Source organism: Pseudomonas sp. GW821-FHT07G06 (assembly GCF_058986625.1).
In genome coordinates this window covers 1-24,751 of sequence record NZ_JBYSVW010000023.1, presented here as the reverse complement: position 1 = coordinate 24,751, position 24,751 = coordinate 1, and the positions used below count along the sequence as shown (strand labels likewise).

Here is a 24,751-nt window from a genome sequence, read left to right as displayed (position 1 = left end):
GGTCACACTCCTTTGCCAGCGTACTGCGGCATGGTGATGCATGCGACGTTGCCGCCGCCGAGGAGGATTTCCCGGGAGTTTTCGATGCCGACGATGTTGTGTTTCGGAAACAGCTCGGCCAGGGTCGCCAGCGCCACCTTGTCGTTGCGATCACCAAACATCGGTACCACGATGGCGCTATTGCCGGCGTAGTAGTTGATGTACGACGCGCAGATCTTCGTCCCGGCCTGGCGGGTATGGGTGCTGTCCTGCTGGTCCAGCCCTTCGGCTTCTTCGGCCGTCCATTCCAGCACGTCCGGCTGCGGCAGCTTGTGCACGATCAGCTCGCGGCCGCGACTGTCGCGGGTGCTGCGCAGGATGTCATAGGCTTCCTGATAGATTTCCCACTGCGGGTCGTCGCGGTTGTCGGTCCATTGCAGCACCACTTCACCGGGGCGCACGAAGCAGGCGAGGTCGTCGACGTGGCCATCGGTTTCGTCGAACTTGCAGCCCCGCGGCAGCCAGATCACCTGCTCGGCGCCGAGGTAGTCGGTCAGGCGACGGGTGACTTCGTCCTTGCCCAGATGCTGGTTGCGGTTGCGATTGAGCAAACACTGCTCGGTTGTGAGGATGCTGCCCTGGCCGTCGCTCTGGATGCCGCCCAGTTCGGCAATCAAGGGGGCGCGATAGCGGTCGAAGCGTTCGATTTCGAGGATCTTGCTCGCGATCTGGTCGTCCTTGTCCCACGGGTAGTACAGGCCGCCGTCGAGGCCGCCGTAGGCATTGAATTCGAAGTCGACACCGCGCACTTCGCCGCGCTGGTCATTGACCACGAAGCACGGGCCGCTGTCGCGGAACCAGGTGTCGTTGCAGGTCATTTCCACCACACGCACCTGCGGCGGCAACTGGCGGCGCGCGGTGGCGAACTGTGCCGCCGAGGCGCACACGGTGACCGGTTCGCTCATGGAAATGGCGGTGACGATCTGCACCCAGACTTTCTGCGCCGGCTTGGCACCGTTGCGCCAGACGTCGGTGCGCTCCGGCCAGCCGAGCCAGCAACCGGACTTGGCTTCGAATTCGCCGGGCAGACGGAAACCGTCCTGTTTGGGAGTGGTGTCGAGCAAACGGGCCATGGTCAAACCTCTTCAGCAGGGATTGGAATGACCACAGGCTAAGGGCGTTGGCGACTGGCTCGCCAACGATGATTATTTCGGAATACTTGAATTCAACTCATCAATCGAGCAACTGATCGTTGAACCATTCCAGCATCTGCGCCACGGCCGGACGTTCCAGCCGCACCCGCTCGCACACCAGCGCGTATTGGCCCAGGGCAGTCATGCTCGAGGTAAACGGCCGTACCAGGCGGCCGCTGAGCAAATCTTCCTGGGCCGTCAGGTTGTCGCCCATGGCCACGCCCTGCCCTTGCGCCGCCGCCTCCAGCGCAAGCCCCGCATGGGCGAAATACAGCTGGCGGTCGGGGCGCTGGTCACCGGCATGGCTGGTGAGCCACGCGGTCCAGGTCTTGCCGTCCTGGTCGTCGTGCAGCAGGCAGTGACGGACCAGGTCCTTCGGGGTTTTCAACGAGCCCTGGTTGAACAGGCCGGGGCTGCACACCGGGAAGAACTGCAACGCCGGCAGCGGCCGGACGAAATACGCGCTGCTGTCCACCGGGCCGGTGCCGTAGGTGATCGCCAGGTCGATGTCTTCCCCCGGGGCCGTGGCGTCGATCGGCTGTTCGTACAGATGCAGGGTGATGTGCGGATAGCGCGCATAGAAGTCCGTGAGACGGCTCATCAGCCACTTTTGCGCCAGCTCGGCGGTCACCGCCAGACGCAGCACCGCGAGCGATGAAGGATCGCGCAGTTCATCGCAGGCGTCGCCAATCAGTTCGAACGCCTGCTGCAAACTCTGCATCAGGCGCCCGGCGGCCAGGGTCGGGCGAATCTGCCGGCCTTCGCGCACGAACAGCGGCACACCGAGCTGCTCCTCGAGCTGGCGAATCTGGTGGCTGACCGCGCTGTCGGTGACACACAACTCGGCCGCCGCCCGGCCGAAATGGGCATGGCGGGCGGCGCATTCGAAGGTTCGCAGGGCTGCCAGGGAAGGTAATCGTCGCATCAGGTCGTGTCCCGGTTTCGAGGGGGACATGCTGACTTGGCCTTTGCCGGGCGTCCAGTAGGACCGCGTTATCGTTCTTCGCGAGCAGGCTCGCTCCCACAGGGGGCGCGTCGAACACAGATCCACTGTGGGAGCGAGCCTGCTCGCGATGGGGCCAGCATATTCACCATAAAGTCACCGCGCTATCACGCGGGCTGATCAACGATGACACTCCCCCGCACCCGGCGCATGTTGAAGCCTCAACCGGAGGGATCCACCATGCTCGACACACTCAAACAGATCAACTCGACCTCGGCCTTCAACCGCTGGGCGGGCATTGAAGTGACCCGCGCACAAAGCGGCGAAGCCGAGCTCACCCTGGCTTTTCGCGAAGCCGACATGGCGCAATACGCCGGCTTCCTGCATGCCGGCCTGATTGGCGCGATGCTCGATACCGCCTGCGGTTTTGCCGCCGGCACCGTGGCGGGCAACGTGCTGGCCTCGCACTTCTCGGTCAATTGCCTTTCGCCCGCGGTGGGTGAAGTGTTCATCGCCCGGGGGCACGTGGTGAAGGCCGGCAAGAAACAGGTATTCGTCCGCGCCGAGTTGTTCGCGCAAACCGGCGATCAGTTGAAACTGGTGGCGACCGGCGACGCGATTCTGGTGCCTGTCGAGTCACGCTAAGGGTCTAGGCTGTCCCGGGTACGCTCAAGACAGCCGGAGGCTCCCATGCAACTCGAAGGTTCCTGCCATTGCGGCGCGGTGTTGTTCAGCCTGACCTGCGCCCACCCCTACCCGTACCAGCGTTGCTACTGCTCGATCTGCCGCAAGACCCAGGGCGGTGGCGGCTATGCGATCAACCTCGGGGGCGATGCCGCCAGCCTCAAGGTGCGCGGGCGCAAGCACATCGCGATTTACCATGCGCGGCTCAAGGAAGACGGCGACAAACGTGCCCACAGCAGCAGCGCCGAGCGGCATTTCTGTGCGGTCTGCGGCTCGGGCCTGTGGCTGTTCAGCCCGCAGTGGCCGGAATTGATTCACCCGTTCGCCTCCGCCATCGACACACCGCTGCCGGTGCCGCCGGAGCACACGCACCTGATGCTCGGCTCGAAAGCGCCGTGGGTGGAGGTCCAGGTGCAGCCCGGGGATCAGCAGTTCGATCTGTACCCTGAAGAATCCATCGCCCAGTGGCATCAGCGTCTCGGCCTGGCTCGCTGAGAATAATTATCAATTTTTTCAGGCGGCAGTTCCCCTTTGCATGTTTCGTTCGGTTAACCCCTCAGAAGCACTTCAACTACCGATCGATTCGATGCAAAGGGATCCCCATGTCGCACCCGCTTGTCGCCCGTTTCCGTTTTGCCCTGTGCCCTCTGGCCCTGGCCCTGCCCGCCGCCTTGCTGAGCCTCACCGCCCACGCCGCTGAAACCGATGCCGAGAAGAAGCCGGCGAAAGACGACGGCGTACTGCAACTGGGCGCAACGAACATTTCCGCCCAGGCGCTGGGCGCCACCACCGAAGGCACCCACTCCTACACCACCGGCTCAACGTCTTCGGCCACCGGCCTGCCCCTGTCGATCCGCGAAACGCCGCAATCGGTGACCGTCATCACCCGCCAGCAGATGGACGACCGCGGCGTGCAGACCATCGGCGACGCGCTACGCAACACCCCCGGCATTTCGACGCAGAAGTACGACAGTGACCGCACCGAGTTTTCCGCCCGTGGTTTTGCCATCACCAACTTCCAGTACGACGGCATCAACATTCCGTATGACGGCGTCTACGGTGAAAACCCCAGCAATGGCGACGACGCCTCCAGCCTGGACCGCATCGAAATCGTCAAGGGTGCGACCGGCCTGATGACCGGTTCGGGCGACCCGTCCGCCACCGTCAACCTGATCCGCAAGAAGCCGACCAAGGAATTCAAGGCGTCGATCAGCGGCACCGTCGGTTCGTGGGATGCCTATCGCAGCGTCGGCGACATTTCCGGTTCGCTGAACGATTCCGGCAGCGTGCGTGGCCGCTTTGTCGGCGCCTATTCCGACAAGAACTCCTACCAGGATCACTACAGCCAGAAGAAGGACCTGTTCTACGGCGTCCTCGAAGCCGACCTGACACCCGACACCCTGCTGACCTTCGGCGTCGACAAGTCCAGCGCCACCCCGCGAGGTTCGTCCTGGACCGGCAACCCGGTGTACTTCTCGGACGGCGGCCGTACCGACTTCCCGCGTCACTTCAACCCGGGCGCCGACTGGAGTCGTCGCGACTTCGACGACATCACCTACTTCGCCTCCCTGGAACAGGCCCTGGCCAATGACTGGACGTTCAAGGCCACCGTCGACCAGAAAACCACCGATCACGACACTCGCCTGGCCTCGGCCAGTGGCGGCAACCCGGACCGCGCCACCGGCGAAGGCATGTTCCTGTACTGGGGTCGCTGGGAAGGTCACCGCGTGCAAAACACCGCTGACGTGAACGTCACCGGCCCCTTCTCCCTGGGTGGCCGCGAGCATGAACTGGTGGCCGGCTTCATGGCCTCCCACTCACGCCAGACCGGCGCGACCTTCGACACCAGCGCCTTCGCCATGGTCCCCGGGAGCATTTACGACTGGAATGGCGATCTGCCGGAACAGGACTTCCCGAAGAACGGCAAGTACGAACGCACCCAAAGCCAGAACGGCCTGTACCTGGCCACGCGCCTGCACGCGACCGATGACCTGTCGATCATCCTCGGCAGCCGCTTGAGCACCTTCAAGTACAACGAAGACTATTCGTACTATCCGGGTGCGGGACTCGATGACACCCATGCCAGCTACAAGGAGCATGGCGTGGTCACGCCTTATGCCGGTGTGGTCTATGACCTGGACGACACCTACTCGGCCTACGCCAGCTACACCAGCATCTACCAGCCGCAAACCTACAAGGACAGCAACGGTTCGACCCTGGCACCGGTCGAAGGCGACAGCTACGAAGCCGGCCTCAAAGCCGCCTACTTCGACGGGCGACTGAATGCCAGCCTGGCCTTCTTCCGCATCGAGCAAGACAACCTCGCCGAATCGATCGGCACCAACCCGGTGACCAACGAAGGTATCTACAAAGCCGTTGACGGCGCGACCACCAAAGGCGTGGAGCTGGAATTGGCCGGTGAATTGGCCGAAGGCTGGAACGTGTCGGCCGGCTACACCTACGCCCGCACCCGTGACGCCGATGAACAGCGCATCTTCGGCTTCCCGCTGTCCACCAGCAAACCGGAACACGTCGTGCGTACGTTCACCACCTACCGCCTGCCCGGCGCATTGGACAAGGTGACCATCGGAGGCGGCATCAGCTGGCAGAGCGCGTTCTACGGCAAGATCTACAGCCCGACCGTGGGCGACTACACCCGCATCAAGCAAGGCGGATACACCCTCGTCGACCTGATGAGCCGCTACCAGTTCAACGAGAACCTGAGCTTCACCGTCAACGCCAACAACGTCTTCGACAAACGCTACCTGACGGGCCTGGGCAACTTCGACACCACGTACTACGGCGAACCGCGTAACGTGATGCTGACCACCACGTGGGATTTCTGAAGCTGAAGACCTGACAAAAAACCGGCCAGAAAGGCCTAATGCCAGTCAGTTAAGCGTTTGATCACCGCAAACCTTGTGGGAGCGAGCTTGCTCGCGATGGCGGCTGGACAGTCAAACAAGGGGTGCCTGACAGTCTGCCATCGCGAGCAAGCTCGCTCCCACAATGTCCGGGCCTTAACTGATCGGCATTAGCCAGAAAGGCCGGTTTTTTTGGAGGGGACATTCACTGGTTTGGAGGTCACCGTCCCCTGTGGGAGCTGGCTTGCCAGCGATGGTCGTTAACGATAACGCGGGTGAACTGGATGAACGCGGCGCACTCGAGTCCATCGCCAGCAAGCTGGCTCCTACAGTTTCCCGGGTTTGCGTTGATTATGCCGCGACCGGTACACCGCTATGAAAACGGAATTCCACATCCGGGGATTCGATCAGTTCCTGTTCGGCGGCGCGGACCCTGTCGATCACCTGGGCGATGTCCCTGGCGTCGCCATACTGGTAGGCCAGTTTAAGGTAACCCTGGAAATGCCGGGCCTCGCTCTTGAGCAGGCCGAAATAGAACTTGCCCAGTTCTTCGTCCAGATGCGGCACCAGCGCTTCGAAACGCTCGCAACTGCGGGCCTCGATGAAGGCGCCCACCACCAAGGTGTCCACCAGCTTCACCGGCTCATGACTGCGCACCACCTTGCGCAGGCCCGACGCATAACGCCCGGCGGACAGTTGGCGCAGGGCAATCTTGCGGCGCTTCATCAGGCGCATGACCTGCTCATGGTGCACCAGTTCTTCCCGGGCCAGGCGCGACATCATGTTGATCAGGTCGACGTGGGAATGGTACTTGGCGATCAGGCTCAACGCGGTGCTGGCGGCCTTGAATTCGCAGTTCTTGTGGTCGATCAGCAAGGTTTCCTGATCGGCCAGCGCGGCTTGAACCCAGCCGTCGGGGGTGCGGCAGCCAAGGAACTCGTGAATTTCGGGAAGGATCATGGGGCTCACGGACAAATAGGTTCAAAACGAAGGGCGCCGATTATACCGGCCTGCCCGCAGACCACCAGTCGCCAACCGTTGATATGCATCAAGTCCCCGAATCGCAGGCAGCAACTATAGTTGTGCAACGCCGTGCCTTTTTTATTTTCAGGAGATCGCGCTCATGCAAGCCGTACGCAGCATTCTGGTGGTCATCGACCCCGAACACTCCGAAAGCCTCGCGCTCAAACGGGCGAAGCTGATCGCCGGCGTGACCCAGGCACAGTTGCATCTGCTGGTGTGCGACCCCAAGCATGATCACAGTAGCCTGTTGAGTGTGCTCAAGGCCGCTTTGACGGAGGATGGCTTCAGCGTCACCACCGAGCAGGCCTGGAATCACAGCCTGCATCAAACCATCGTCGAGGTGCAGCAAGCCGAAGGCTGCGGTCTTGTGGTGAAGCAGCACTTTCCCGACAGCGCCCTGAAAAAGGCCCTGCTGACACCCGAGGACTGGAAATTGCTGCGCGAATGCCCTTCCCCGGTACTGCTGGTGAAAACCGCTGGCTCATGGAAAGACAAAGTGATCCTGGCGGCTGTCGACGTCGGCAACTCCGACCTCGAACACCGCCACCTGCACAACACCATCATTGATCATGGCTATGACATCGCAACCCTGGCCAAGGCCCGTTTGCACGTGATCAGCGCCCACCCGTCACCGATGCTGTCGTCGGCCGACCCGACGTTTCAGCTCAGCGAAACCATCCAGGCGCGCTACCGCGAGCAATGCCAGTCGTTCCAGGCCGAGTTCGACATCGACGATGATCACCTGCACATCGAGGAAGGCCCGGCGGACGTGCTGATTCCGTTCATGGTGCACAAGCTGCAGGCGGCCGTGACCGTCATCGGCACCGTGGCGCGTAGCGGGTTGTCAGGCGCGTTGATCGGCAATACGGCGGAAGTGGTGCTCGATTCGGTTGAAAGTGACGTATTGGTGCTCAAGCCGCAGGAGATCGAGGATCATCTTGAGGAAATTGCCGGCAAGCAGTGAGGGCAGATCAAAGGATCGCAGCCTGCGGCAGCTCCTACAGAAAAACACCGTCAATGTAGGAGCTGCCGCAGGCTGCGATCTTTTCAGCCGCCAAAGGCGTCTTTCAGGAACCCCGGCGCAATGTAGCGCTGGTAATGCGCCTCGGAGAGCAGGAAAAATTCCCGATCAATGGCATCGCGCAACTCCGGCAGGTTCCAGTCGCGAAACTCCGGCAGCAACACCATCCCGTAGGCTTCCAGGTTGTTGATCACCCGCGCGCCCCGGGCGATCAACTGGTAGGCCCAGCAATATTCCGACTGATGGGGCACGAAACGGATCTTGCGTTGCTCCAGCTGCATTCGCAGCTGCGCCGGATCGAAAATTTCCACCTTGGCGGCCATCACTTGCGACAGCAATTGCTCAAGACGCAGCCATACAGCGCGCTTTTCCTCCTCGTTGTAACCGTTCCAGTGGATGACTTCGTGGTGGAAACGCTTGCAGCCACGGCACACCAGGTCACCGTAAACAGTGGAGCAAAGGCCGACGCACGGCGTCTTGATGGTCTGATTGGGCATAGGTAGGCAAAACGCGAAAAAGCAGAACAGGCCGGCATGTTAGACCTTTGTCCACCATTGATCACCCCTCAAAGTTCAGGGCCATGGCTAAATCGGCGTTTAGCGGCCGCCACCAAAGTCCAATAAAAGCTGACTTACCTTAAATTTTTTTTTGCCGTAGAATCAGCCTGCCTTTTTAGGCGCCAATGTCCGTTAGAAGCTGTTTTCAAAGCGTCACGAGCACAGTCGTTCCTTCAGAGCGGTGTTGGCGAGGGGTTTTTCCAGCGGGGAAAAGCCCAACGCCAACCCTCATCAGCTCCCGTTCTGCAGGCGTAAAACTTTGAAAGCAGCTTCTGTAAGGAATTGTCGGTAATTCTGGCTAAGTGGCTCACAACGCCATGCAGCGCATGAGTACGGCAATTTCGGGATGAGCGTCCCGGACACCCATTTGGGACCACTGATGAGGGTAATAACTGTGCTTGAAGCCTACCGCAAACATATCGAAGAGCGCGCAGCACTGGGTATCGTTCCCCAGCCGCTAAACGCCGAACAAACTGCAGGCCTGGTCGAGCTGCTGAAAAATCCCCCGGCTGGCGAAGAAGCATTCCTCGTTGACCTGATCACCAATCGCGTTCCGCCTGGAGTGGACGAAGCAGCCTATGTCAAGGCCGGCTTCCTGTCCGCCATCGCCAAAGGCGAAGCCAACTCCCCCCTGATCGACAAGAAGCGCGCTGTTGAACTGCTCGGCACCATGCAGGGCGGCTACAACATCGTGACCCTGGTGAACCTGCTGGACGACGCCGAACTGGCGCCAGTAGCCGCCGAAGAACTCAAGCACACCCTGCTGATGTTCGATGCCTTCCACGACGTCGCGGAAAAAGCCAAGAACGGCAACGTTCACGCCAAAGGCGTGCTGCAGTCCTGGGCTGACGGCGAGTGGTTCGTCAAGCGCCCTACCCTGGCCGACAAGATCAGCCTGCGCGTGTTCAAGGTCTCCGGCGAAACCAACACCGACGACCTGTCCCCTGCTCCGGATGCCTGGTCCCGCCCGGACATCCCGCTGCACGCCCTGGCCATGCTGAAAATGGCGCGCGACGGCATCGTGCCGGACGCACAAGGCGTCACCGGTCCGATGAAGCAGATCGAAGAAATGCGCAACGCCGGCTTCCCGATCGCCTACGTCGGCGACGTGGTCGGTACCGGTTCTTCGCGTAAATCGGCGACCAACTCGGTGCTGTGGTTCTTCGGCGACGACGTTCCTTACGTGCCGAACAAGCGTGCCGGCGGTTTCTGCTTCGGCAACAAGATCGCTCCGATCTTCTACAACACTATGGAAGATGCTGGCGCACTGCCAATCGAATTCGACGTTTCCAACATGAACATGGGCGACGTGATCGACCTGTACCCGCATGCTGGCAAAGTCTGCAAACACGGCACCGACGAAGTCCTGACCACCTTCGAAATGAAGACCCCTGTCCTGTTGGACGAAGTTCGTGCCGGCGGCCGTATTCCGCTGATCATCGGCCGAGGCCTGACCGAGAAGGCTCGCACTGAGCTGGGCCTGCCACCTTCGACCCTGTTCAAGAAGCCTGAAGCTCCGGCTCAAAGCACCAAGGGTTTCACCCTGGCGCAGAAAATGGTCGGCAAGGCTTGCGGCGTGACCGGCGTGCGTCCGGGCACCTACTGCGAACCGAAGATGACCACCGTGGGTTCCCAGGACACCACCGGTCCAATGACCCGTGACGAACTGAAAGACCTGGCGTGCCTGGGCTTCTCGACCGATCTGGTGATGCAGTCCTTCTGCCACACCGCGGCTTATCCAAAGCCGATCGACGTGACCACCCACCACACCCTGCCTGACTTCATCATGACCCGCGGCGGTGTTTCCCTGCGTCCGGGCGACGGCATCATCCACTCGTGGCTGAACCGCATGCTGCTGCCAGACACCGTCGGTACCGGTGGTGACTCCCACACCCGTTTCCCGATCGGCATCTCGTTCCCGGCCGGTTCCGGTCTGGTCGCGTTCGCCGCAGCCACTGGCGTCATGCCACTGGACATGCCTGAGTCGGTCCTGGTTCGCTTCAAGGGCGAACTGCAGCCAGGTGTCACCCTGCGTGACTTGGTTCACGCCATTCCTTACTACGCGATCCAGGCTGGCCTGCTGACCGTAGAGAAGAAAGGCAAGAAGAACGCCTTCTCCGGTCGCATCCTGGAGATCGAAGGCCTGCCTAAGCTGACCGTCGAGCAAGCGTTCGAACTGTCCGACGCCTCGGCTGAACGTTCGGCTGCCGGTTGCACCATCCAGCTGTCCAAAGAGTCGATCGCTGAATACCTGCAGTCCAACATCACCCTGCTGCGCTGGATGATCGGCGAAGGCTACGGCGATGCCCGTACCCTGGAGCGTCGTGCCCAGGCGATGGAAGCCTGGCTGGCCAACCCTGAGCTGATGGAAGCGGACAAGGACGCCGAGTACGCCGAAGTCATCGAGATCGACCTGGCCGACATCAAGGAGCCTGTACTGTGCGCTCCGAACGACCCGGACGACGCTCGCCTGCTCTCCAGCGTTGCTGGCGAGAAGATCGACGAAGTGTTCATCGGTTCGTGCATGACCAACATCGGTCACTTCCGCGCTGCCGGCAAGTTGCTGGAACAGGTCAAGGGTCAGCTGCCAACCCGTCTGTGGCTGTCGCCGCCGACCAAGATGGACGCTCACCAGCTGACCGAAGAAGGCTACTACGGCATCTACGGCAAGGCCGGCGCGCGCATGGAAATGCCGGGCTGCTCGCTATGCATGGGTAACCAGGCACGTGTAGAGCCGAACTCGACCGTTGTGTCGACTTCGACCCGTAACTTCCCGAACCGTCTGGGTGACGGCGCGAACGTCTACCTGGCTTCGGCCGAGCTGGCGTCCGTGGCTTCCATCCTGGGTCGCCTGCCGACCGTCGAGGAGTACATGGAATACGCTGGCAAGATCGACAGCATGGCGGCCGATGTCTACCGCTACCTGTCCTTCGACCAGATCGCCGAGTTCCGTGAAGCTGCTGCGAACGCCAACATCCCGGTCGTTCAAGCCTAACGCTGCAACGCAATGAAAAACGCCGCCCATCGTGAGATGAGCGGCGTTTTTTTATGGCTGCGATAGGCTCGTGTGGAATCAATCATCGGCTTTGGCCAGAGCAGTCGACGGCCGTCGATCATCCTCATCCTTGGGCATCATTTGGTAAGAAATGGAGATTGGCCCCTTTCGTCAATTCACCTTATAAATCACGTGATTCATCATCCAACAAGGAAAGACAAGATGACCGTGAGCACCATGCCGACCCAATGCCAGTTATTGAACGTGATAGAACCGGTACTCCACCTGATGCCTGCCGGTGTTCTCAAGCAAGCCCTGATCGATTCGTTTCGCAGCCAGGAAGCAGCACTGACGGACATCGAAGATTCCTTTCGGACACTGACCTCGCGCCCCCATGGTGCACGGTATCTGCGTACATTCTTTGCCAGTTGGTCAAAAACCAACAACTCGGCCGGCAGTGTGTCCGGCCTGGCCAACCGGATTACCCTGCTGGCGCGCTCCGAACCGACGGGAGAAACGGCGCAACGGCTCTACCGGGTCTGCGGCAGCCTGCAACGAATCACGGATGAGGACTTAGGCGCACTAGGCAACACGCTGCATTCCGAGCTTTTCTACAACATGGCTACGCCGCTCTGCGGCGATGATCAATGGCTGCTAAAAGAAAACTGCCTGGCTTCGGCGCAGGAATTCAAAGACTGGACAGATGCGCAGCGCTTGCGTAACCGCGACCTGTTGCAGGGGCTGTTGACCACCCTGGTTCACGAGGTCTACACCCATGGTGAAGTGGAGTTCATCCACTCGCTGTTCAAGCAATGGTTCGAGCGCGACATGGGGATGCCAGCCGATAAAGTGCGGGCGACCGTGGCCTGGGTAACCGTGCACACCGGCGGCACTGAAAGCAACCACTTCGCCCACGCAGTCGCAGCAATAGAGGAGTTCGTCGATGCCATGGATATCGCGGTGGTCAAGTCCGCTGCGCAGGAAGTCTTCAGCCAATACCTGGGGCGCAAGGCGGCTGTGATGCGCGATTGTACCCATCACCTTGATCTAGACCAAGAATGACTTGAAACACCTAGTACCTGGGCCTGCCGTATTGGCTCAGGGGTTTAACCGCCTTCGGCTGGGATGAGGCGCTCGACAACCCAATGTCTCCAGGCGTAAAAAAACCGCTGCACGTGTCACGTGCAGCGGCCACTGTAGCTGAAAATCAAAAGATTGCAGCCCGTAGGAGCTGCCGCAGGCTGCGATCTCTTGATCTTACGCGCTCAACGAATAAATCAACGCAGTAATCGCCACCAGGCCCACCGCCGTCACGAAGACGTTGGACGCCTGACCGCGATAGCGTGCCATCGCCGGCACCTTGCGAATGGCGTACATCGGCATCAGGAACAGGATCGCCGCGATCACCGGGCCACCGAGGGTTTCGATCATGCCCAGGATGCTCGGGTTCAACGTGGCGACGATCCAGCACACCACCAGCATGAACGCGGCGGTCATGCGGTCCAGGGCCTTGGCGGACGGACGCTTGCCGCTCTTGACGATCAGCCCCTTGAGACCTTCGCTGGCACCGATGTAGTGCCCCAGGAACGACTTGGAGATGGCCACGAAGGCAATCAACGGCGCCGCGAAGGCGATGGTCGGGTTGCTGAAGTGGTTGGCCAGGTACGACAGGATCGACAGGTTCTGCGCCTTGGCTTCAGCCAGTTGCGCTGGCGACAGGGTCAGCACGCAACTGAAGACGAAGAACAGCACCATCACCACCATCAACAGGTGCGCCCTGGACAGGATCTGCGAGCTGCGCTCCTCGGCGTGATCGCCGTAGCGACGCTTCTGGTCCACGGCGAACGCCGAGATGATCGGTGAATGGTTGAACGAGAACACCATCACCGGAATCGCCAGCCACAGGGTGTGCAACAGCGCCGACGGTGCCGGCACGCTGCTGGCGGTGGTCAGGATGCCGCCGTTCCAGTGCGGAACCAGGTACACCGCCAGGAACAGCAGGGCGACGATGAACGGATAGACCATCAGGCTCATGGCCTTGACGATCAGTTGCTCGCCGCAACGCACCACCGCCAGCAGGCCGAGGATCAGCACCAGCGACAGCACGGCGCGCGGCGGCGGCGTGATGTGCAGTTGATGCTCGAGGAAGCTGCCCACGGTGTTGGTCAGGGCCACGCTGTAGATCAGCAGGATCGGGAATATGGCGAAGAAGTACAGCAAAGTGATCAGCGCGCCGGCCTTGATGCCGAAATGCTCTTCCACCACTTCAGTGATGTCGGCGCCTTCGCGACCGGACAACACAAAACGGGTCAGCCCGCGGTGCGCGTAGAACGTCATCGGGAACGCCAGCAACGCCAGGATCAGCAGCGGCCAGAATCCGCCGAGGCCCGCATTGATCGGCAAAAACAGGGTGCCCGCACCAATCGCCGTGCCAAACAGGCCCAGCATCCACGTGGTGTCCTGGCGATTCCAGCTCGAAAGCGTTGCGGGTGTTGCTGCTACATAGCGTTTGTTGACGCTATTGGCCTGATCATTCATCCGGTGGGATCTCCACATTCCGGTCACTTGCCACCCGGTCAGAACGCGTCGGAATACCCGACAGGCAGCGCCCTGACTGGAACAGGGGCGCGATTCTGGAGGATTAGTGAACAGAAGCAAAGACTTAGGTGAGGAACGGTGGTACCAGATTGACGAAAATCCCTTGTGGGAGCGAGCCTGCTCGCGATAGCGGTGGGTCCGCCTAAGAATATGCCGGATGTGCCGCAGCCATCGCGAGCAGGCTCGCTCCCACAAGGATCTGTCGGGTACCTGTGCTTCATCGCCAAATAGCAGTCCGCACTTGATAAAGGTCTACCATCATGTATTTTTAAACAACCTGCATTCCTCCTGGAGTCTTCCCATGCCACTGGTTCGCGTCGACATCAAAAAACATCAGGACCCCACCCACGCCAAACGCATCGGCCAACTGATCTACGCCGCCATGCACAGCACCATCGGCGTGCCGGAGAATGATAATTTCCAGATACTCGCCGAACACGATGAGCAGCATTTCATCTTTGATCCCGGTTACCTGGGTATCGACCGCACGGACCAGTTGGTGGTGATCCAGATCACCATGAGCGAGGGGCGAACCGTCGAGCAGAAAAAACGCCTCTACAAAACCATCGCCGAAAGCCTCCACACAGAGCTGGCCGTGCGCCTGGAGGATGTATTCATCAATCTGGTGGAAGTCAAAAAAGAGAACTGGTCGTTCGGCAACGGAATTGCCCAATACGCCCTCTGATGTTCAACCTCCAGACCCGAGAGTGACCCATGCCCCGTGTTTCCCGCAAACAAGCCGACCTCAACCGCGAAACCATCGTCGACGCCGCCACGCGGCTGTTCCGCGAACGCGGTTTGCACGGGATCAGCGTGGTCGATGTAATGGCCGCCGCGGGCCTGACCCACGGCGGCTTCTACGGCCACTTCGAATCCCGCGAAGCCCTGGCGCAAGAAGCCAGTGGTCGGGCCTTCGAGCAGGCTGCGCAACGCTGGCAGGCACGGGTGGCCGATCAGGAGAGCAAGGACACCGCACGTCGCGCCGTGATCGGAACGTACCTGTCCAGCGAAAGCCGGGACAATCCGGGTGACAGCTGCCCGGTGGTGGCCTTTGCCGGGGACATGTGCCACGAGGCCGCCGAGAGCGGTTTGCGTCAAACCTATCTGCAGGGCCTGAACAACCTGCTCGCCTCCCTGGGCTCACTGCTCGACACCGAAGACGAAGCCGACAAACGGCAGCAGGCGCTGGTGCAGTATTCGCTGATGTTCGGCGCGCTGATGTTGTCCCGGGCGACCCGCGGCGATCCACTTTCGGATGAGATCCTCGAGGCTGCCCGGGCAGCACTCGCGGCTTCGAAATAAAAAGTTCTTCACGCAATCCCGGGAAACTGCAGGAACCCTCCTGCTGGCGATTGACTCAAGTACGCCGCGTTCATCCAGTTCACCCGCGTTATCGTTAACGACCATCGCAGGCAAGCCAGCTCCCACAAGGGACCGCGCCCACGCTGAAACTGTAGGAGCCAGCTTGCTGGCGATGGACTCCAGCGCGCCGCGTTTATCCGGTTCACACGCGTTATCGTTAACGACCATCGCAGGCTTCGCCAGTTCCTACACACGCAGCTGTGCATGAAATGGCGCAGGCCGCGATCGCCGGCGGTTGCCAAGCTATCCTGAAATCAGCAATCTCAAGCGACGTTCGAGCCGACTTTTCGATGCCCACAGGGAGCCAAGCATGCCTGTAACCGTTCTGGTACTGGTTGAAACCATCAATGATTACCTGCCTATCCTCGAACATCAGGGCTTCCACCTGATCCTGGCCCCGACGCCCGCCGAGCGTGCCGAAGCCATCGCCCGCCACGCCGGGCAGATCGACGCCGTCCTGACCCGCGGACCATTGGGGCTGTATGCCGATGAAATCGCCGCGCTGCCCAAACTCAAGATCATCTGCGTGATCGGCGCCGGCTATGAACACGTCGACCTGCAGGCCGCCGCCGACCGGGGCATCACCGTCACCAATGGTGCCGGGGTCAACGCCTCGTCCGTCGCCGACCATGCCATGGCGCTGCTGCTGTCGCTGGTCCGCGACGTGCCCCGCTGTGATGCCGCCGTTCGGCGCGGCGAGTGGCCGAAGATCATGCGCCCTTCCCTCGCCGGCAAACGCCTGGGCATCCTCGGCCTCGGCGCGGTCGGCATGGCCATCGCCAAACGTGCCGGTGCCGGCTTCGACATGAGCATCTGCTATCACAACCGTCAACGTCGCAGCGATGTGCCCTACACGTTCTGCTCGACCCCGACCGAACTGGCGCGCGCCTCGGACTTCCTGATCATCGCCACGCCCGGCGGCCTGGGCACCAAGCACCTGATCAATCGCCAGGTGCTCGACGCCTTGGGCCCCAAGGGCTTTATCGTCAACATCGCCCGGGCCAGCGTGATTGCCACCGCCGACCTGATCACCGCCCTGGAGCAACGCCGGATCGCCGGCGCCGCGCTGGATGTGTTCGACGCCGAACCGAAGGTGCCGGATGCGCTCAAGCCCCTGAGCAACGTGATCCTCACGCCCCATGTCGCCGGACTGTCCCCGGAAGCCACCCAGGGCACCGTCGAACTGGTGGGCCAGAACCTCGTGGCGTTTTTCTCCAGCCAACCGGTGCTGACGCCGATCGACTTGCCGCCAGCCATGAGCCGGGTCGTTCATTGATGGCAATTCAAACAGCTGTATCAAAAACAATGATTGGCCGGCAACACGCTCACCTATAAGAGCCGATCGCGGTTGTGGGTGCGGTGTGTGCGCATTAGATTAGCCAATAGTTTCAGGCCTCCAGAATAAGCAGAAGGGATAAGCATGGCGCTTACTGACCAGTCCACCCGTATCCGCACCGGCGAAGAGCTCGATGCCAGCCTGATCGATCCATACCTCAAGGCCCATATTCCGGGGCTCAGCGGTTTGCCGACGATCAGCCAGTTTCCGGGCGGCGCTTCAAACCTCACCTACTTGCTGGAATACCCCGAACAGGAATTCGTCCTGCGTCGCCCGCCCTTTGGCCACAAGGCCAAGTCGGCTCACGACATGGGCCGTGAATTCCGCATCCTCAATCAACTGCGCGACGGATTTCCGTACTGCCCGAAAGCCTACGTGCACTGCACTGACGAATCGGTGATCGGTGCCGAGTTCTACGTGATGGAACGGGTCAACGGCATCATCCTGCGCTCCGACCTGCCGCCGGAGCTGGGGCTGGATTCGGCGAAAACCGAAGCCCTGTGCAAGAGCTTCATCGACAAGTTCGTCGAACTGCACCAGGTCGACTACAACGCCTACGGCCTGGGTGACCTCGGCAAACCCGAAGGCTACGTGGCGCGCCAGATCAAAGGCTGGAGCGATCGCTACGAGAAGGCCCTGACCCCCGATGCGCCACAATGGCAAACGGTGAAAGCCTGGCTCAACGACAAGATGCCGGCCGACCACCCGACCTCCAGCATCGTGCACAACGACTACCGCTTCGACAACGTCATCCTCGACCCGGCCAACCCGATGCAGATCATCGGCGTGCTCGACTGGGAGCTGACCACCCTGGGCGATCCGCTGATGGACCTGGGCAACACCCTCGCCTACTGGATCGAAGCCGATGATCCGGCACCGGTGCAGATGATGCGCCGCCAGCCAAGCCACGCGCCGGGCATGTTGACCCGCCGCGAGTTCGTCGATTACTACGCCCAACGCTCGGGCATCCAGATCGACAATTTCGACTTCTACTACACCTACGGCCTGTTCCGCCTGGCCGGCATCGTGCAGCAGATCTACTACCGCTTCTACCACGGCCAGACCCAGGACAAACGCTTCGCCCAGTTCATTCACATGAACAAGCTGCTGGAGCAGATGAGCCTGCAGGTCATTCAGAAATCCAGCCTGTGACCGTACGCGATCCCTGTGGGAGCGAGCCTGCTCGCGATGATCGTGAACGATAACGCGCACTGACCGACTTCAACTGAACAGCATTGGCCGCACACGGCATTTGACTCGATAACAAGACTTTTCATAAGGGAATCCCATGTCCAAGACTCAGTTGTTCGACCTCGACGGCAAGATCGCTTTCGTCTCCGGCGCCAGCCGTGGCATCGGTGAAGCCATCGCCAAACTGCTGGCCCAGCAAGGCGCCCACGTGATCGTCTCCAGCCGCAAGCTTGAAGGCTGCCAACACGTCGCCGACGCGATCATCGCCGCCGGCGGCAAAGCCACCGCCATCGCCTGCCACATCGGCGAAATGGAACAGATCAGCCAGGTCTTCGCCGGCATCAAGGAACAGTTCGGCCGTCTCGACATTCTGGTCAACAACGCCGCGACCAACCCGCAGTTCTGCAACGTCCTGGACACCGACCTCAGCGCCTTCCAGAAAACCGTCGACGTAAACATTCGCGGCTACTTCTTCATGTCGGTCGAAGCCGGCAAGCTGATGCGCGAAAACGGCGGTGGCAGCATCATCAACGTCGCCTCGATCAACGGCGTTTCGCCGGGAATTTTCCAGGGCATCTACTCGGTGACCAAGGCCGCGGTGATCAACATGACCAAGGTGTTCGCCAAGGAATGCGCGCAGTTCGGGATCCGTTGCAATGCCCTGCTGCCGGGGTTGACCGACACCAAGTTTGCTTCGGCGCTGGTGAAGAATGAGGCGATCTTGAACACTGCGCTGCAGCAGATCCCGTTGAAGCGAGTGGCGGATCCGAGTGAGATGGCGGGGGCGGTGCTGTATCTGGCGAGTGATGCTTCCAGTTATACGACTGGGGTTTCGTTGAATGTGGATGGTGGGTTCCTTTCATGACTGGGTAGTTTGGATAGAAAAAAGGTAGCCGTCTGGCTACCTTTCTGCTTTCGCGGTCAACACTAATCGGTCCAATACTCTGCGCGAGACAGCTGCTCGGAAAAATTTGAGCCCTAAAAACGCAAGTTAGCCCGCACACAATTCACTTCGTGCTTATCCAACAACATAACCCCCAAATAAGTCCCAAGCACATAATGCATATACCGGCAACCATTAACAGCAAAGCAACCTGTAACCGTACCAAAAAAAATAACAACCTACCCATCTACTAATTAATCACAGCAATAGTAACAGTAATCGGATAACGTGAAGCATTACTATAAATACTGAACCCGATATTTTCCCCTACAGCATTAGCATTAGCAACAAACGTCCATTCCAGCGTATTTTCCAGGCCCCTCCAAACTTCGTAATCCGGGGTAAGCACCCCGTAACTTGACCCGTTAAAAGACCGTTGCACTTTCATATCTAACCCTTTAAAAAAACTGTCTCCGACCTCTAACCGGATTCTACAAGGATGACCTACTTTCACCTGCGGCATACCATTTTGCCAATATGGAACACCATCGACAAACAGCTTCGGTCGAGTACTTATATTTATCTCAGGTAACACCAGTGATCCCGTAATCCCGGTCAATGATGACCTGAATAGTAACTTGGCGATGGCTGGCCCAGACCGATTCGTGAAAATCTCCCAATTCGGATCCGTCGTACTGGAGTCAAAAACCGGATGAGAAACAACATTATCCTTACTTATTCCCGTGCCACTCACCCACTCCAACATGACAGGAATTCCAGCCACACTATTTTTTTGACGCAGTGAAAGATAAAATGCTTGTCCTTCAATAGTGCGATGACTGGCAATAAACGGGCTAGCATTAATCATCGGTGTGAACTCATCGGCCAAATTGGTCGACAGCAATTTATTGGCTGTTACGTTAATCGGTGTGGTCATGCCCTCAGCAGTCAGCTGCAATTGAAAGATGCCGCTTTTGTTGTTCGCCCCGGTGACACGCCATTTATGGGTTGGTTGAGGGTCATCAAATGGCGGTGCACTGCTCAGATCAGTCGGCAAAAGAGGACTGGTGGCCGTACGTTTCAGCGCTATCGGGTACCCCGCGATTGGGCTGCCGGACTTGGGGACCAACTCCACGTCTTTAGCCTGCCCCCTGAAGAACACGCTGCCACCGGCAGGAACGCTTTGCCCTCCGATCTTGACCTCGACTTCATCGGCCAGGTTGCTCGATAGCAACTTATTGGCCGTTACGTTAATCCTGGCCATGCCCTGAGCCGTCAGCTGCAATTGAAAGATGCCGCTTTTGTTGTTCGCCCCGGTGACACGCCATTTATGGGTTGGTTGAGGTGCATCAAATGCCGGTGCACTGCTCAAATCAGTCGGCAGAAGCGGACTGGTGGCCGTACGTTCCAGCGCTATCGGGTACCCCGCGATTGGGCTGCCGGACTTCGGGATCAACTCCACCTCTTTAGCTTGGCCCCTGAAGAATACGCTGCCACCGGGAGGAACGCTTTGCCCTCCAATCTTGACCTCCACCTCATCAGCCAGGTTGCTTGAAATCACCAGGCTTCGATGCTCCCACGTCTCATCCACTTCCCTGCTGAAAAACTCCAGGGTAATACGACCGCTCTTGCCAGCGTCCGGCGTAATCTTCCATTCGAACTTGCGGTTGTCGGGATCAACCCCGTCGCCAACATTCCAGTCGCCAAAATCCGGCGATGCAACGATGTTCAAACCGCCATTCTGAGGCAGCCCCACGTTGAGTTCCTCGGCGACGTCGGACGGGGCCTCCACTGTTACAACGTTTTCCTGCCCGCGAAGCAAAACAGGTGCCATACCCCATTCCACTTTATTACCGTTGATCGACAACGTGGCTTTTTCCCAAGGGTTCAATTCGGCGGTTGCAGTTTTTAATTTGCTGGTCATGACGACGCATTCCTTCTCAGTAGGGGACACTAAAAAACAGGGTCCGTTAACTATCAGGAAAACTCGACAAGTTTATAACTGTCATAAATGACAGTATATATAGAAAAAAACGCTATAAAACTCTAAATTTGCGTAGGCGATCTTGAATACAGCGCTGCAGCAGATTCCGTTGAAGCGCGTGGCGGACCCGAGTGAGATGGCGGGGGCGGCGCTGTATTTGGCGAGTGATGCTTCGAGTTACACGACAGGAGTTGCGTTGAATGTGGACGGTGGGTTCTTGTCCTGATTCGATAGTTTGATGAAAAAAAGGCAGCGGTAGCTGCCTTTCTCATACAAGGCAAACTCACATCTATCTGTCTCTGATATGGATATTGATGACATCAACATGGTCGCCAACACCTGAAAACTTAAACATAAACTTACTCGACCAGGGGTGCAAATTCTTTGCTATATCCATTCTACTCACCATTGAACCGGGACCAACAGTGTAACTAAATGGAGGCGTCGGCCGAACGTTTAAAAACCCACCGCCTTCAACCGCAACAGTATCTCCTTCCATTTCTGGAGACACACTAACTAAAAAAATATGCTTACCCCAATCCCCAATATCCGCCTGACCAACACCATCAATCATTTCAACTTTCTTGCCAGCCACACTATAGTTAACATCAATTTGTTTACACCCAATATAAATTGAATTTTCAAGAATCGGACAGTACAACTCCAACCTGAAAAAACCACGTCCAGCAGCAACACAGCCAACATTCCACTCAAGATCAAATGTCTCATCACCAATAGCTGGAACACTTTCGACCGTCTCAGGGAGTTGCTCACCTAAAACTTCATACCGCATAATGAATGCAAGCCCAACTACTGGACTATTTTGTTTTGCCACCAATTTAATGTTGCGACGATTCGTTCTAAGAAAAGCGATATGAGCATCTGAAGCATCTTTATCATCAATTTTTACATCAACTTCATCAGCCAAGTTACTCGAAATCACCAGGCTTCGGTGCTCCCACGTTTCCTCCACTTCCCTGCTGAAAAAAACCAGGGTGATACGACCGCTCTTGCCAGCCTCCGGTGTAATCTTCCAATTGAACTTGCGGTTGACGGGATCAACCCAATCGTCAAAATTTGGCGATGCAACGATGTTCAAACCGCCATTCTGAGGCAGCCCCAGGTTGAGTGCCTTGGCGACTTCGGGTGGGGCCTCCACCTCTACAACGTTTTCCTGCCCGCGGAGCAAAACGGGTTCCGCCCCCCATTCCACTTTCTTGCCGTTGATCAATAATGTGGCTTGTTCCCAAGGGCTTGGCGCAACGGTTACGGCTTTTAGTTCGTCGGTCATGACAACATTTCCTTTTCAGCGATGGACATAAAAAACAGTGCGCGAACTATCAGGAAAAATCGATATACCGAAAACTGCCACAAATGCTAGACCAATTAGAACAAATTGCGATAAAAACGGCTGACAGCCTACAAATCATTCAAGTTTCTTGAAGTGACCGGGTTGGAGCTGTAACTCGCCAGAGAGGCATCGAGTCGGCCACGGCATCGGGAGGCTCTAGCGCCGGTCAGAGTTCCAGATCACCCCGTCGCCCAAGGCGACGATGAAGGCAATCACCATCACCCCGGGCAGGTCGAGGTTGCTGCGCATCGTGCTGATCGCCCCTTCAATGGCGAATACCGCCGTGCGGGCAAGGTCGGCGATCAGTACGGTGCTCTCGACACAGGGGGTTCAACGAAAGCCGCGCCCGGGTTTACTGCGTAACACAGCGAGTCGTGGTGGTGACTCGGGTCACCTCGCCGTTTTCAGCCCGCACATCGCCCAGTACATCGGTTTTATCCATGGCCTGGCAGGTGCGTACAGGTGGGGGTGGCGTGACCGCTGGAGGGGGTGGCGGGCTGGAACAGCCGCCGAGAATCGCTACGCACAATGCCAGCGACAAAGGTGAGATAACGCGTTTCCCAAGAGTTTTCATAGGTTGACCCGCGATAAGTGATCGACACATTTTTGTGACAACAAAACCGGCGCGCAAAATCCATACACCTGTCACAAAAATAAATATCTGCGAATCACTTATAGCCCAGCCAGTGGCCAATGCCAGTAAAAGCTGGCAGTTCTTACATCACCGGGTCAGGGCGTTGCAGGGAATTGCACTGCAGTTCATAGCGCAATTCTTCGACCAGCGAGGCGACCGATTCTGCTGTTTGCAGCGTGCTCATGTTCAGGCCACTGACCACCAGGTCCACCTGACCCGACACCGGGTGATAGAGCTTCACGGTCAGCCAGTGGTCGCCGGTGATACTGCACTCACAGGCCAAGGGTGAAAAACTGCGTTCGATCAGCATCCTCAGCTGCGCCAGCGTAATCATTGCGAGGGGCCCTGGCGGCTTGATGCAGGGTGTAACGGGCTCATGGGGCTATTCCTGTTGGCGGTTTACGCAGGGCGCGCGCAGGTGACTTCAAGTCGCCTGCTGCATCACCAGCCTAAGAGCCATCACAGCGGGTCGACACATGAATTTGCACCCTGCGCCTTAGTGCAATTGCACCTTAACGCTGCCCCTTGGGCCGCCACTCGCTGGAGAACAGTCCCCGCTCCCGCGCCCAGACAATCGCCTCGCTGCGACTGTGTATAGCGAGCTTGGAATACACCGCAGCCACATGGTTGCGCACCGTGTTCGGCGCCAGCTTCAGGCGCGCGGCGATTTCCTTGTCGGCCAGGCCTTCGCAAATCAGGCCCAGCACATCGCGCTCACGGGCGGTCAGCTCGGTGAAGGCCGCACTGGGCAACTTCGGCGAATTCACGCTTTTTACGTTGGCCAGTTTTTCGATCAGCGTACGGCTGAACCAGGAGGCGTCCTTCATCACTTCCTCGATGGCCGCCACCAGCTCCAGCTCGGTGCGCTTGCGCTCGGTGATGTCCATCAACACCAGCAGATAACAGGGTGTGTCCTGAATGTTCACGGTGTCCGCCGACACTGTGCAATCGATCAGCCCGGCGTCTTTTCTGCGCACACGCACATCGATGCGGTCCAGGCTGCCGGTTTTTTCCAGGGCGGCGAACAGCTGGATACGTGCGTGCCGGTCTTCGAAGAAGTCGATCTGCGTTATGCCGATCCCGCGCACCTCTTCACCGGAATAACCCAGGGCATCCAAGAACGCTTCGTTGACATCCAGCACCAACTGATCCGCCGCGCCGCATACCAGTATCGGCACCGGCGACAGGCGAAAGGCCTTGGCGAAACGTTCTTCGCTTTGGCGCAGGGCGATTTCAGCCTTGTGCCGGGGCTCCATGTCGACAAAGGAAAACAGCATGCAGGCTTCGTCGTTGAGCTCCAGCGGCTGGCCGGCCACGATCACTTGCTTGCTGCCACCGTCGGCCAGGCGCAACTCGGCCTGCATCTGGGGAATGGTCGCCCCTTCGCACAGACGCTGCCTGGCCAGTTCCTTGTGCTCGGCCTGGTCCAGCACGTCCAGCTCATAGGTCGAAGTGCCGATCACCTGGTCACGGGCATAGCCGGTCATTTCGAGGAACCCCGGGTTGACCTTGATGTAGCGCAAATCACTGAGCCGACAAATCACCGCCGGTGCCGGATTGGCCGCGAAAGTTTTTTCAAAACGCTGCTCGGCGCTGGCCCACTCGGTGACATCGTCCATGATCAACACCAGAGATTCCGGGTCGCCACGGCTGTCAGCCAATACCAAGCTGCGCACGCGATGGACCCAGGTACGCGCTTCGTCCGCCGCTGGCGTCACTTCCACCAGCACATCGCTGAACGTTTCGCCCCGCGCGACCCGGCTGATCGGGTAGCTCTCGACTGCCACCCCGTGCTTGTTGCGATAGCGCAAGGCGAAACGTTTCGCATACGCCGCGGCCGTGGCACCCAGGTCACTGACTTGCGAAACACCGTGCATGGCCAGTGCCGCCTCGTTGGCCCACAGGATGCTCTGGTCGGGGTCGAGCAGAATCACCCCGTCGGACAGACCGGCGATGATCTGCTGCAACTGGCGACGATTGGTTTCAGTGCTCAGGACGTCCTGGCTCATTGCATCTCCACAAGAATGGCGACCCTGTGAGAATACGACCGCCCGGGCTTGCAATAGTGCAAAGAAACCCTGTGGGAGCGGGGGGGGGGGGGGGGGGGGGGGGGGGGGGGGGGGGGGGGGGGGGGGGGGGGGGGGGGGGGGGGG

Annotated in this window: 21 protein-coding genes and 1 pseudogene; 12 read left to right on the top strand and 10 right to left on the bottom strand. The window is 59.1% G+C overall.

Features of this window, described 5'->3' with window-relative positions; genetic code table 11:
- Positions 1-2: 2 nt before the first annotated feature.
- Both aguA and AC3WJW_RS27425 read right to left on the bottom strand, forming a co-directional pair.
- Entirely contained in the window at positions 3-1,112 is a 1,110-nt protein-coding gene (gene aguA, locus AC3WJW_RS27430; RefSeq protein WP_493728167.1) for an agmatine deiminase, read from the bottom strand.
- A 100-nt stretch (positions 1,113-1,212) separates the two neighbouring features.
- Positions 1,213-2,097 carry a LysR substrate-binding domain-containing protein gene (locus AC3WJW_RS27425; RefSeq protein ID WP_116579211.1) on the bottom strand — a complete coding sequence of 295 codons (885 nt, stop codon included), beginning with the start codon at positions 2,095-2,097 and terminating at the stop codon, positions 1,213-1,215.
- 258 nt (positions 2,098-2,355) lie between these two features.
- Between AC3WJW_RS27425 and AC3WJW_RS27420 the strand changes: the two genes are divergently transcribed.
- The 3 genes from AC3WJW_RS27420 to AC3WJW_RS27410 all read left to right on the top strand — a co-directional run bounded on the left by AC3WJW_RS27420 (position 2,356) and on the right by AC3WJW_RS27410 (position 5,645).
- Complete coding sequence (locus AC3WJW_RS27420; protein WP_493728166.1) at positions 2,356-2,760, top strand: PaaI family thioesterase; 405 nt, start codon at positions 2,356-2,358, stop codon at positions 2,758-2,760.
- Between the two features lie 45 nt (positions 2,761-2,805).
- Positions 2,806-3,294: a GFA family protein gene (locus AC3WJW_RS27415; RefSeq protein WP_493728165.1), complete on the top strand. Its 489-nt coding sequence runs from the start codon at positions 2,806-2,808 to the stop codon at positions 3,292-3,294.
- Between the two features lie 107 nt (positions 3,295-3,401).
- Complete coding sequence (locus AC3WJW_RS27410; protein WP_493728164.1) at positions 3,402-5,645, top strand: TonB-dependent siderophore receptor; 2,244 nt, start codon at positions 3,402-3,404, stop codon at positions 5,643-5,645.
- Between the two features lie 369 nt (positions 5,646-6,014).
- On the opposite strand, the gene AC3WJW_RS27405 is transcribed toward AC3WJW_RS27410, so the two are convergent.
- Complete coding sequence (locus tag AC3WJW_RS27405; protein ID WP_493728163.1) at positions 6,015-6,623, bottom strand: MiaE family protein; 609 nt, start codon at positions 6,621-6,623, stop codon at positions 6,015-6,017.
- Between the two features lie 163 nt (positions 6,624-6,786).
- Here AC3WJW_RS27405 and AC3WJW_RS27400 point away from each other — a divergent pair, with 163 nt between their 5' ends.
- Positions 6,787-7,650: a universal stress protein gene (locus AC3WJW_RS27400; RefSeq protein WP_493728162.1), complete on the top strand. Its 864-nt coding sequence runs from the start codon at positions 6,787-6,789 to the stop codon at positions 7,648-7,650.
- A gap of 83 nt (positions 7,651-7,733) precedes the next feature.
- On the opposite strand, the gene AC3WJW_RS27395 is transcribed toward AC3WJW_RS27400, so the two are convergent.
- Entirely contained in the window at positions 7,734-8,204 is a 471-nt protein-coding gene (locus AC3WJW_RS27395; RefSeq protein WP_218504125.1) for a DUF1289 domain-containing protein, read from the bottom strand.
- A 454-nt stretch (positions 8,205-8,658) separates the two neighbouring features.
- Between AC3WJW_RS27395 and acnB the strand changes: the two genes are divergently transcribed.
- Complete coding sequence (gene acnB, locus AC3WJW_RS27390) at positions 8,659-11,259, top strand: bifunctional aconitate hydratase 2/2-methylisocitrate dehydratase (RefSeq protein WP_493728199.1); 2,601 nt, start codon at positions 8,659-8,661, stop codon at positions 11,257-11,259.
- A gap of 222 nt (positions 11,260-11,481) precedes the next feature.
- Positions 11,482-12,321, top strand: coding sequence for a hypothetical protein (locus tag AC3WJW_RS27385; RefSeq protein WP_493728161.1), 840 nt, complete (start codon positions 11,482-11,484; stop codon positions 12,319-12,321).
- 195 nt (positions 12,322-12,516) lie between these two features.
- On the opposite strand, the gene AC3WJW_RS27380 is transcribed toward AC3WJW_RS27385, so the two are convergent.
- A complete protein-coding gene (locus AC3WJW_RS27380; RefSeq protein WP_102674538.1) occupies positions 12,517-13,797 on the bottom strand; it encodes a serine/threonine transporter in 1,281 nt (426 codons plus the stop codon).
- Between the two features lie 361 nt (positions 13,798-14,158).
- Between AC3WJW_RS27380 and AC3WJW_RS27375 the strand changes: the two genes are divergently transcribed.
- The 5 genes from AC3WJW_RS27375 to AC3WJW_RS27355 all read left to right on the top strand — a co-directional run bounded on the left by AC3WJW_RS27375 (position 14,159) and on the right by AC3WJW_RS27355 (position 18,611).
- Positions 14,159-14,542 carry a tautomerase family protein gene (locus AC3WJW_RS27375; RefSeq protein WP_493728160.1) on the top strand — a complete coding sequence of 128 codons (384 nt, stop codon included), beginning with the start codon at positions 14,159-14,161 and terminating at the stop codon, positions 14,540-14,542.
- 29 nt (positions 14,543-14,571) lie between these two features.
- Positions 14,572-15,159, top strand: coding sequence for a TetR/AcrR family transcriptional regulator (locus tag AC3WJW_RS27370; RefSeq protein WP_493728159.1), 588 nt, complete (start codon positions 14,572-14,574; stop codon positions 15,157-15,159).
- 370 nt (positions 15,160-15,529) lie between these two features.
- Complete coding sequence (locus tag AC3WJW_RS27365) at positions 15,530-16,495, top strand: 2-hydroxyacid dehydrogenase (protein WP_493728158.1); 966 nt, start codon at positions 15,530-15,532, stop codon at positions 16,493-16,495.
- Positions 16,496-16,639: 144 nt separating this feature from the next.
- Positions 16,640-17,707 (top strand): phosphotransferase family protein, encoded by a 1,068-nt coding sequence (locus tag AC3WJW_RS27360; RefSeq protein ID WP_493728157.1) that lies wholly within the window; start codon positions 16,640-16,642, stop codon positions 17,705-17,707.
- A gap of 136 nt (positions 17,708-17,843) precedes the next feature.
- Positions 17,844-18,611 carry an SDR family oxidoreductase gene (locus tag AC3WJW_RS27355; protein WP_007976320.1) on the top strand — a complete coding sequence of 256 codons (768 nt, stop codon included), beginning with the start codon at positions 17,844-17,846 and terminating at the stop codon, positions 18,609-18,611.
- A 268-nt stretch (positions 18,612-18,879) separates the two neighbouring features.
- On the opposite strand, the gene AC3WJW_RS27350 is transcribed toward AC3WJW_RS27355, so the two are convergent.
- Positions 18,880-20,553, bottom strand: coding sequence for a hypothetical protein (locus AC3WJW_RS27350; RefSeq protein WP_493728156.1), 1,674 nt, complete (start codon positions 20,551-20,553; stop codon positions 18,880-18,882).
- Between the two features lie 136 nt (positions 20,554-20,689).
- Between AC3WJW_RS27350 and AC3WJW_RS27345 the strand changes: the two are divergent.
- Positions 20,690-20,839: pseudogene (locus tag AC3WJW_RS27345) on the top strand (SDR family oxidoreductase); the annotation flags it as partial.
- Between the two features lie 63 nt (positions 20,840-20,902).
- Here AC3WJW_RS27345 and AC3WJW_RS27340 read toward each other — a convergent pair.
- The 4 genes from AC3WJW_RS27340 to AC3WJW_RS27325 form a co-directional block, all read right to left on the bottom strand.
- Positions 20,903-21,904, bottom strand: coding sequence for a hypothetical protein (locus tag AC3WJW_RS27340; protein ID WP_493728155.1), 1,002 nt, complete (start codon positions 21,902-21,904; stop codon positions 20,903-20,905).
- 216 nt (positions 21,905-22,120) lie between these two features.
- Positions 22,121-22,213, bottom strand: coding sequence for a hypothetical protein (locus tag AC3WJW_RS27335; protein ID WP_493728154.1), 93 nt, complete (start codon positions 22,211-22,213; stop codon positions 22,121-22,123).
- Between the two features lie 467 nt (positions 22,214-22,680).
- Entirely contained in the window at positions 22,681-22,932 is a 252-nt protein-coding gene (locus tag AC3WJW_RS27330; RefSeq protein WP_493728153.1) for a DUF1652 domain-containing protein, read from the bottom strand.
- Between the two features lie 178 nt (positions 22,933-23,110).
- Positions 23,111-24,607, bottom strand: coding sequence for a helix-turn-helix transcriptional regulator (locus AC3WJW_RS27325; RefSeq protein WP_493728152.1), 1,497 nt, complete (start codon positions 24,605-24,607; stop codon positions 23,111-23,113).
- Positions 24,608-24,751 lie beyond the last annotated feature (144 nt).

Coding starts and splice junctions, on each gene's coding strand:
- AC3WJW_RS27340 (WP_493728155.1), bottom strand. CDS start 21,904: ATGACCGACGAACTAAAAGCCGTAACCGTTGCGCCAAGCCCTTGGGAA.
- AC3WJW_RS27335 (WP_493728154.1), bottom strand. CDS start 22,213: ATGCGCAGCAACCTCGACCTGCCCGGGGTGATGGTGATTGCCTTCATC.
- AC3WJW_RS27380 (WP_102674538.1), bottom strand. CDS start 13,797: ATGAATGATCAGGCCAATAGCGTCAACAAACGCTATGTAGCAGCAACA.
- AC3WJW_RS27350 (WP_493728156.1), bottom strand. CDS start 20,553: ATGACCAGCAAATTAAAAACTGCAACCGCCGAATTGAACCCTTGGGAA.
- AC3WJW_RS27410 (WP_493728164.1), top strand. CDS start 3,402: ATGTCGCACCCGCTTGTCGCCCGTTTCCGTTTTGCCCTGTGCCCTCTG.
- AC3WJW_RS27425 (WP_116579211.1), bottom strand. CDS start 2,097: ATGCGACGATTACCTTCCCTGGCAGCCCTGCGAACCTTCGAATGCGCC.
- AC3WJW_RS27400 (WP_493728162.1), top strand. CDS start 6,787: ATGCAAGCCGTACGCAGCATTCTGGTGGTCATCGACCCCGAACACTCC.
- AC3WJW_RS27415 (WP_493728165.1), top strand. CDS start 2,806: ATGCAACTCGAAGGTTCCTGCCATTGCGGCGCGGTGTTGTTCAGCCTG.
- AC3WJW_RS27325 (WP_493728152.1), bottom strand. CDS start 24,607: ATGAGCCAGGACGTCCTGAGCACTGAAACCAATCGTCGCCAGTTGCAG.
- AC3WJW_RS27405 (WP_493728163.1), bottom strand. CDS start 6,623: ATGATCCTTCCCGAAATTCACGAGTTCCTTGGCTGCCGCACCCCCGAC.
- AC3WJW_RS27370 (WP_493728159.1), top strand. CDS start 14,572: ATGCCCCGTGTTTCCCGCAAACAAGCCGACCTCAACCGCGAAACCATC.
- aguA (WP_493728167.1), bottom strand. CDS start 1,112: ATGGCCCGTTTGCTCGACACCACTCCCAAACAGGACGGTTTCCGTCTG.
- AC3WJW_RS27355 (WP_007976320.1), top strand. CDS start 17,844: ATGTCCAAGACTCAGTTGTTCGACCTCGACGGCAAGATCGCTTTCGTC.
- AC3WJW_RS27420 (WP_493728166.1), top strand. CDS start 2,356: ATGCTCGACACACTCAAACAGATCAACTCGACCTCGGCCTTCAACCGC.
- AC3WJW_RS27395 (WP_218504125.1), bottom strand. CDS start 8,204: ATGCCCAATCAGACCATCAAGACGCCGTGCGTCGGCCTTTGCTCCACT.
- AC3WJW_RS27360 (WP_493728157.1), top strand. CDS start 16,640: ATGGCGCTTACTGACCAGTCCACCCGTATCCGCACCGGCGAAGAGCTC.
- AC3WJW_RS27385 (WP_493728161.1), top strand. CDS start 11,482: ATGACCGTGAGCACCATGCCGACCCAATGCCAGTTATTGAACGTGATA.
- AC3WJW_RS27365 (WP_493728158.1), top strand. CDS start 15,530: ATGCCTGTAACCGTTCTGGTACTGGTTGAAACCATCAATGATTACCTG.
- AC3WJW_RS27375 (WP_493728160.1), top strand. CDS start 14,159: ATGCCACTGGTTCGCGTCGACATCAAAAAACATCAGGACCCCACCCAC.
- AC3WJW_RS27330 (WP_493728153.1), bottom strand. CDS start 22,932: ATGATTACGCTGGCGCAGCTGAGGATGCTGATCGAACGCAGTTTTTCA.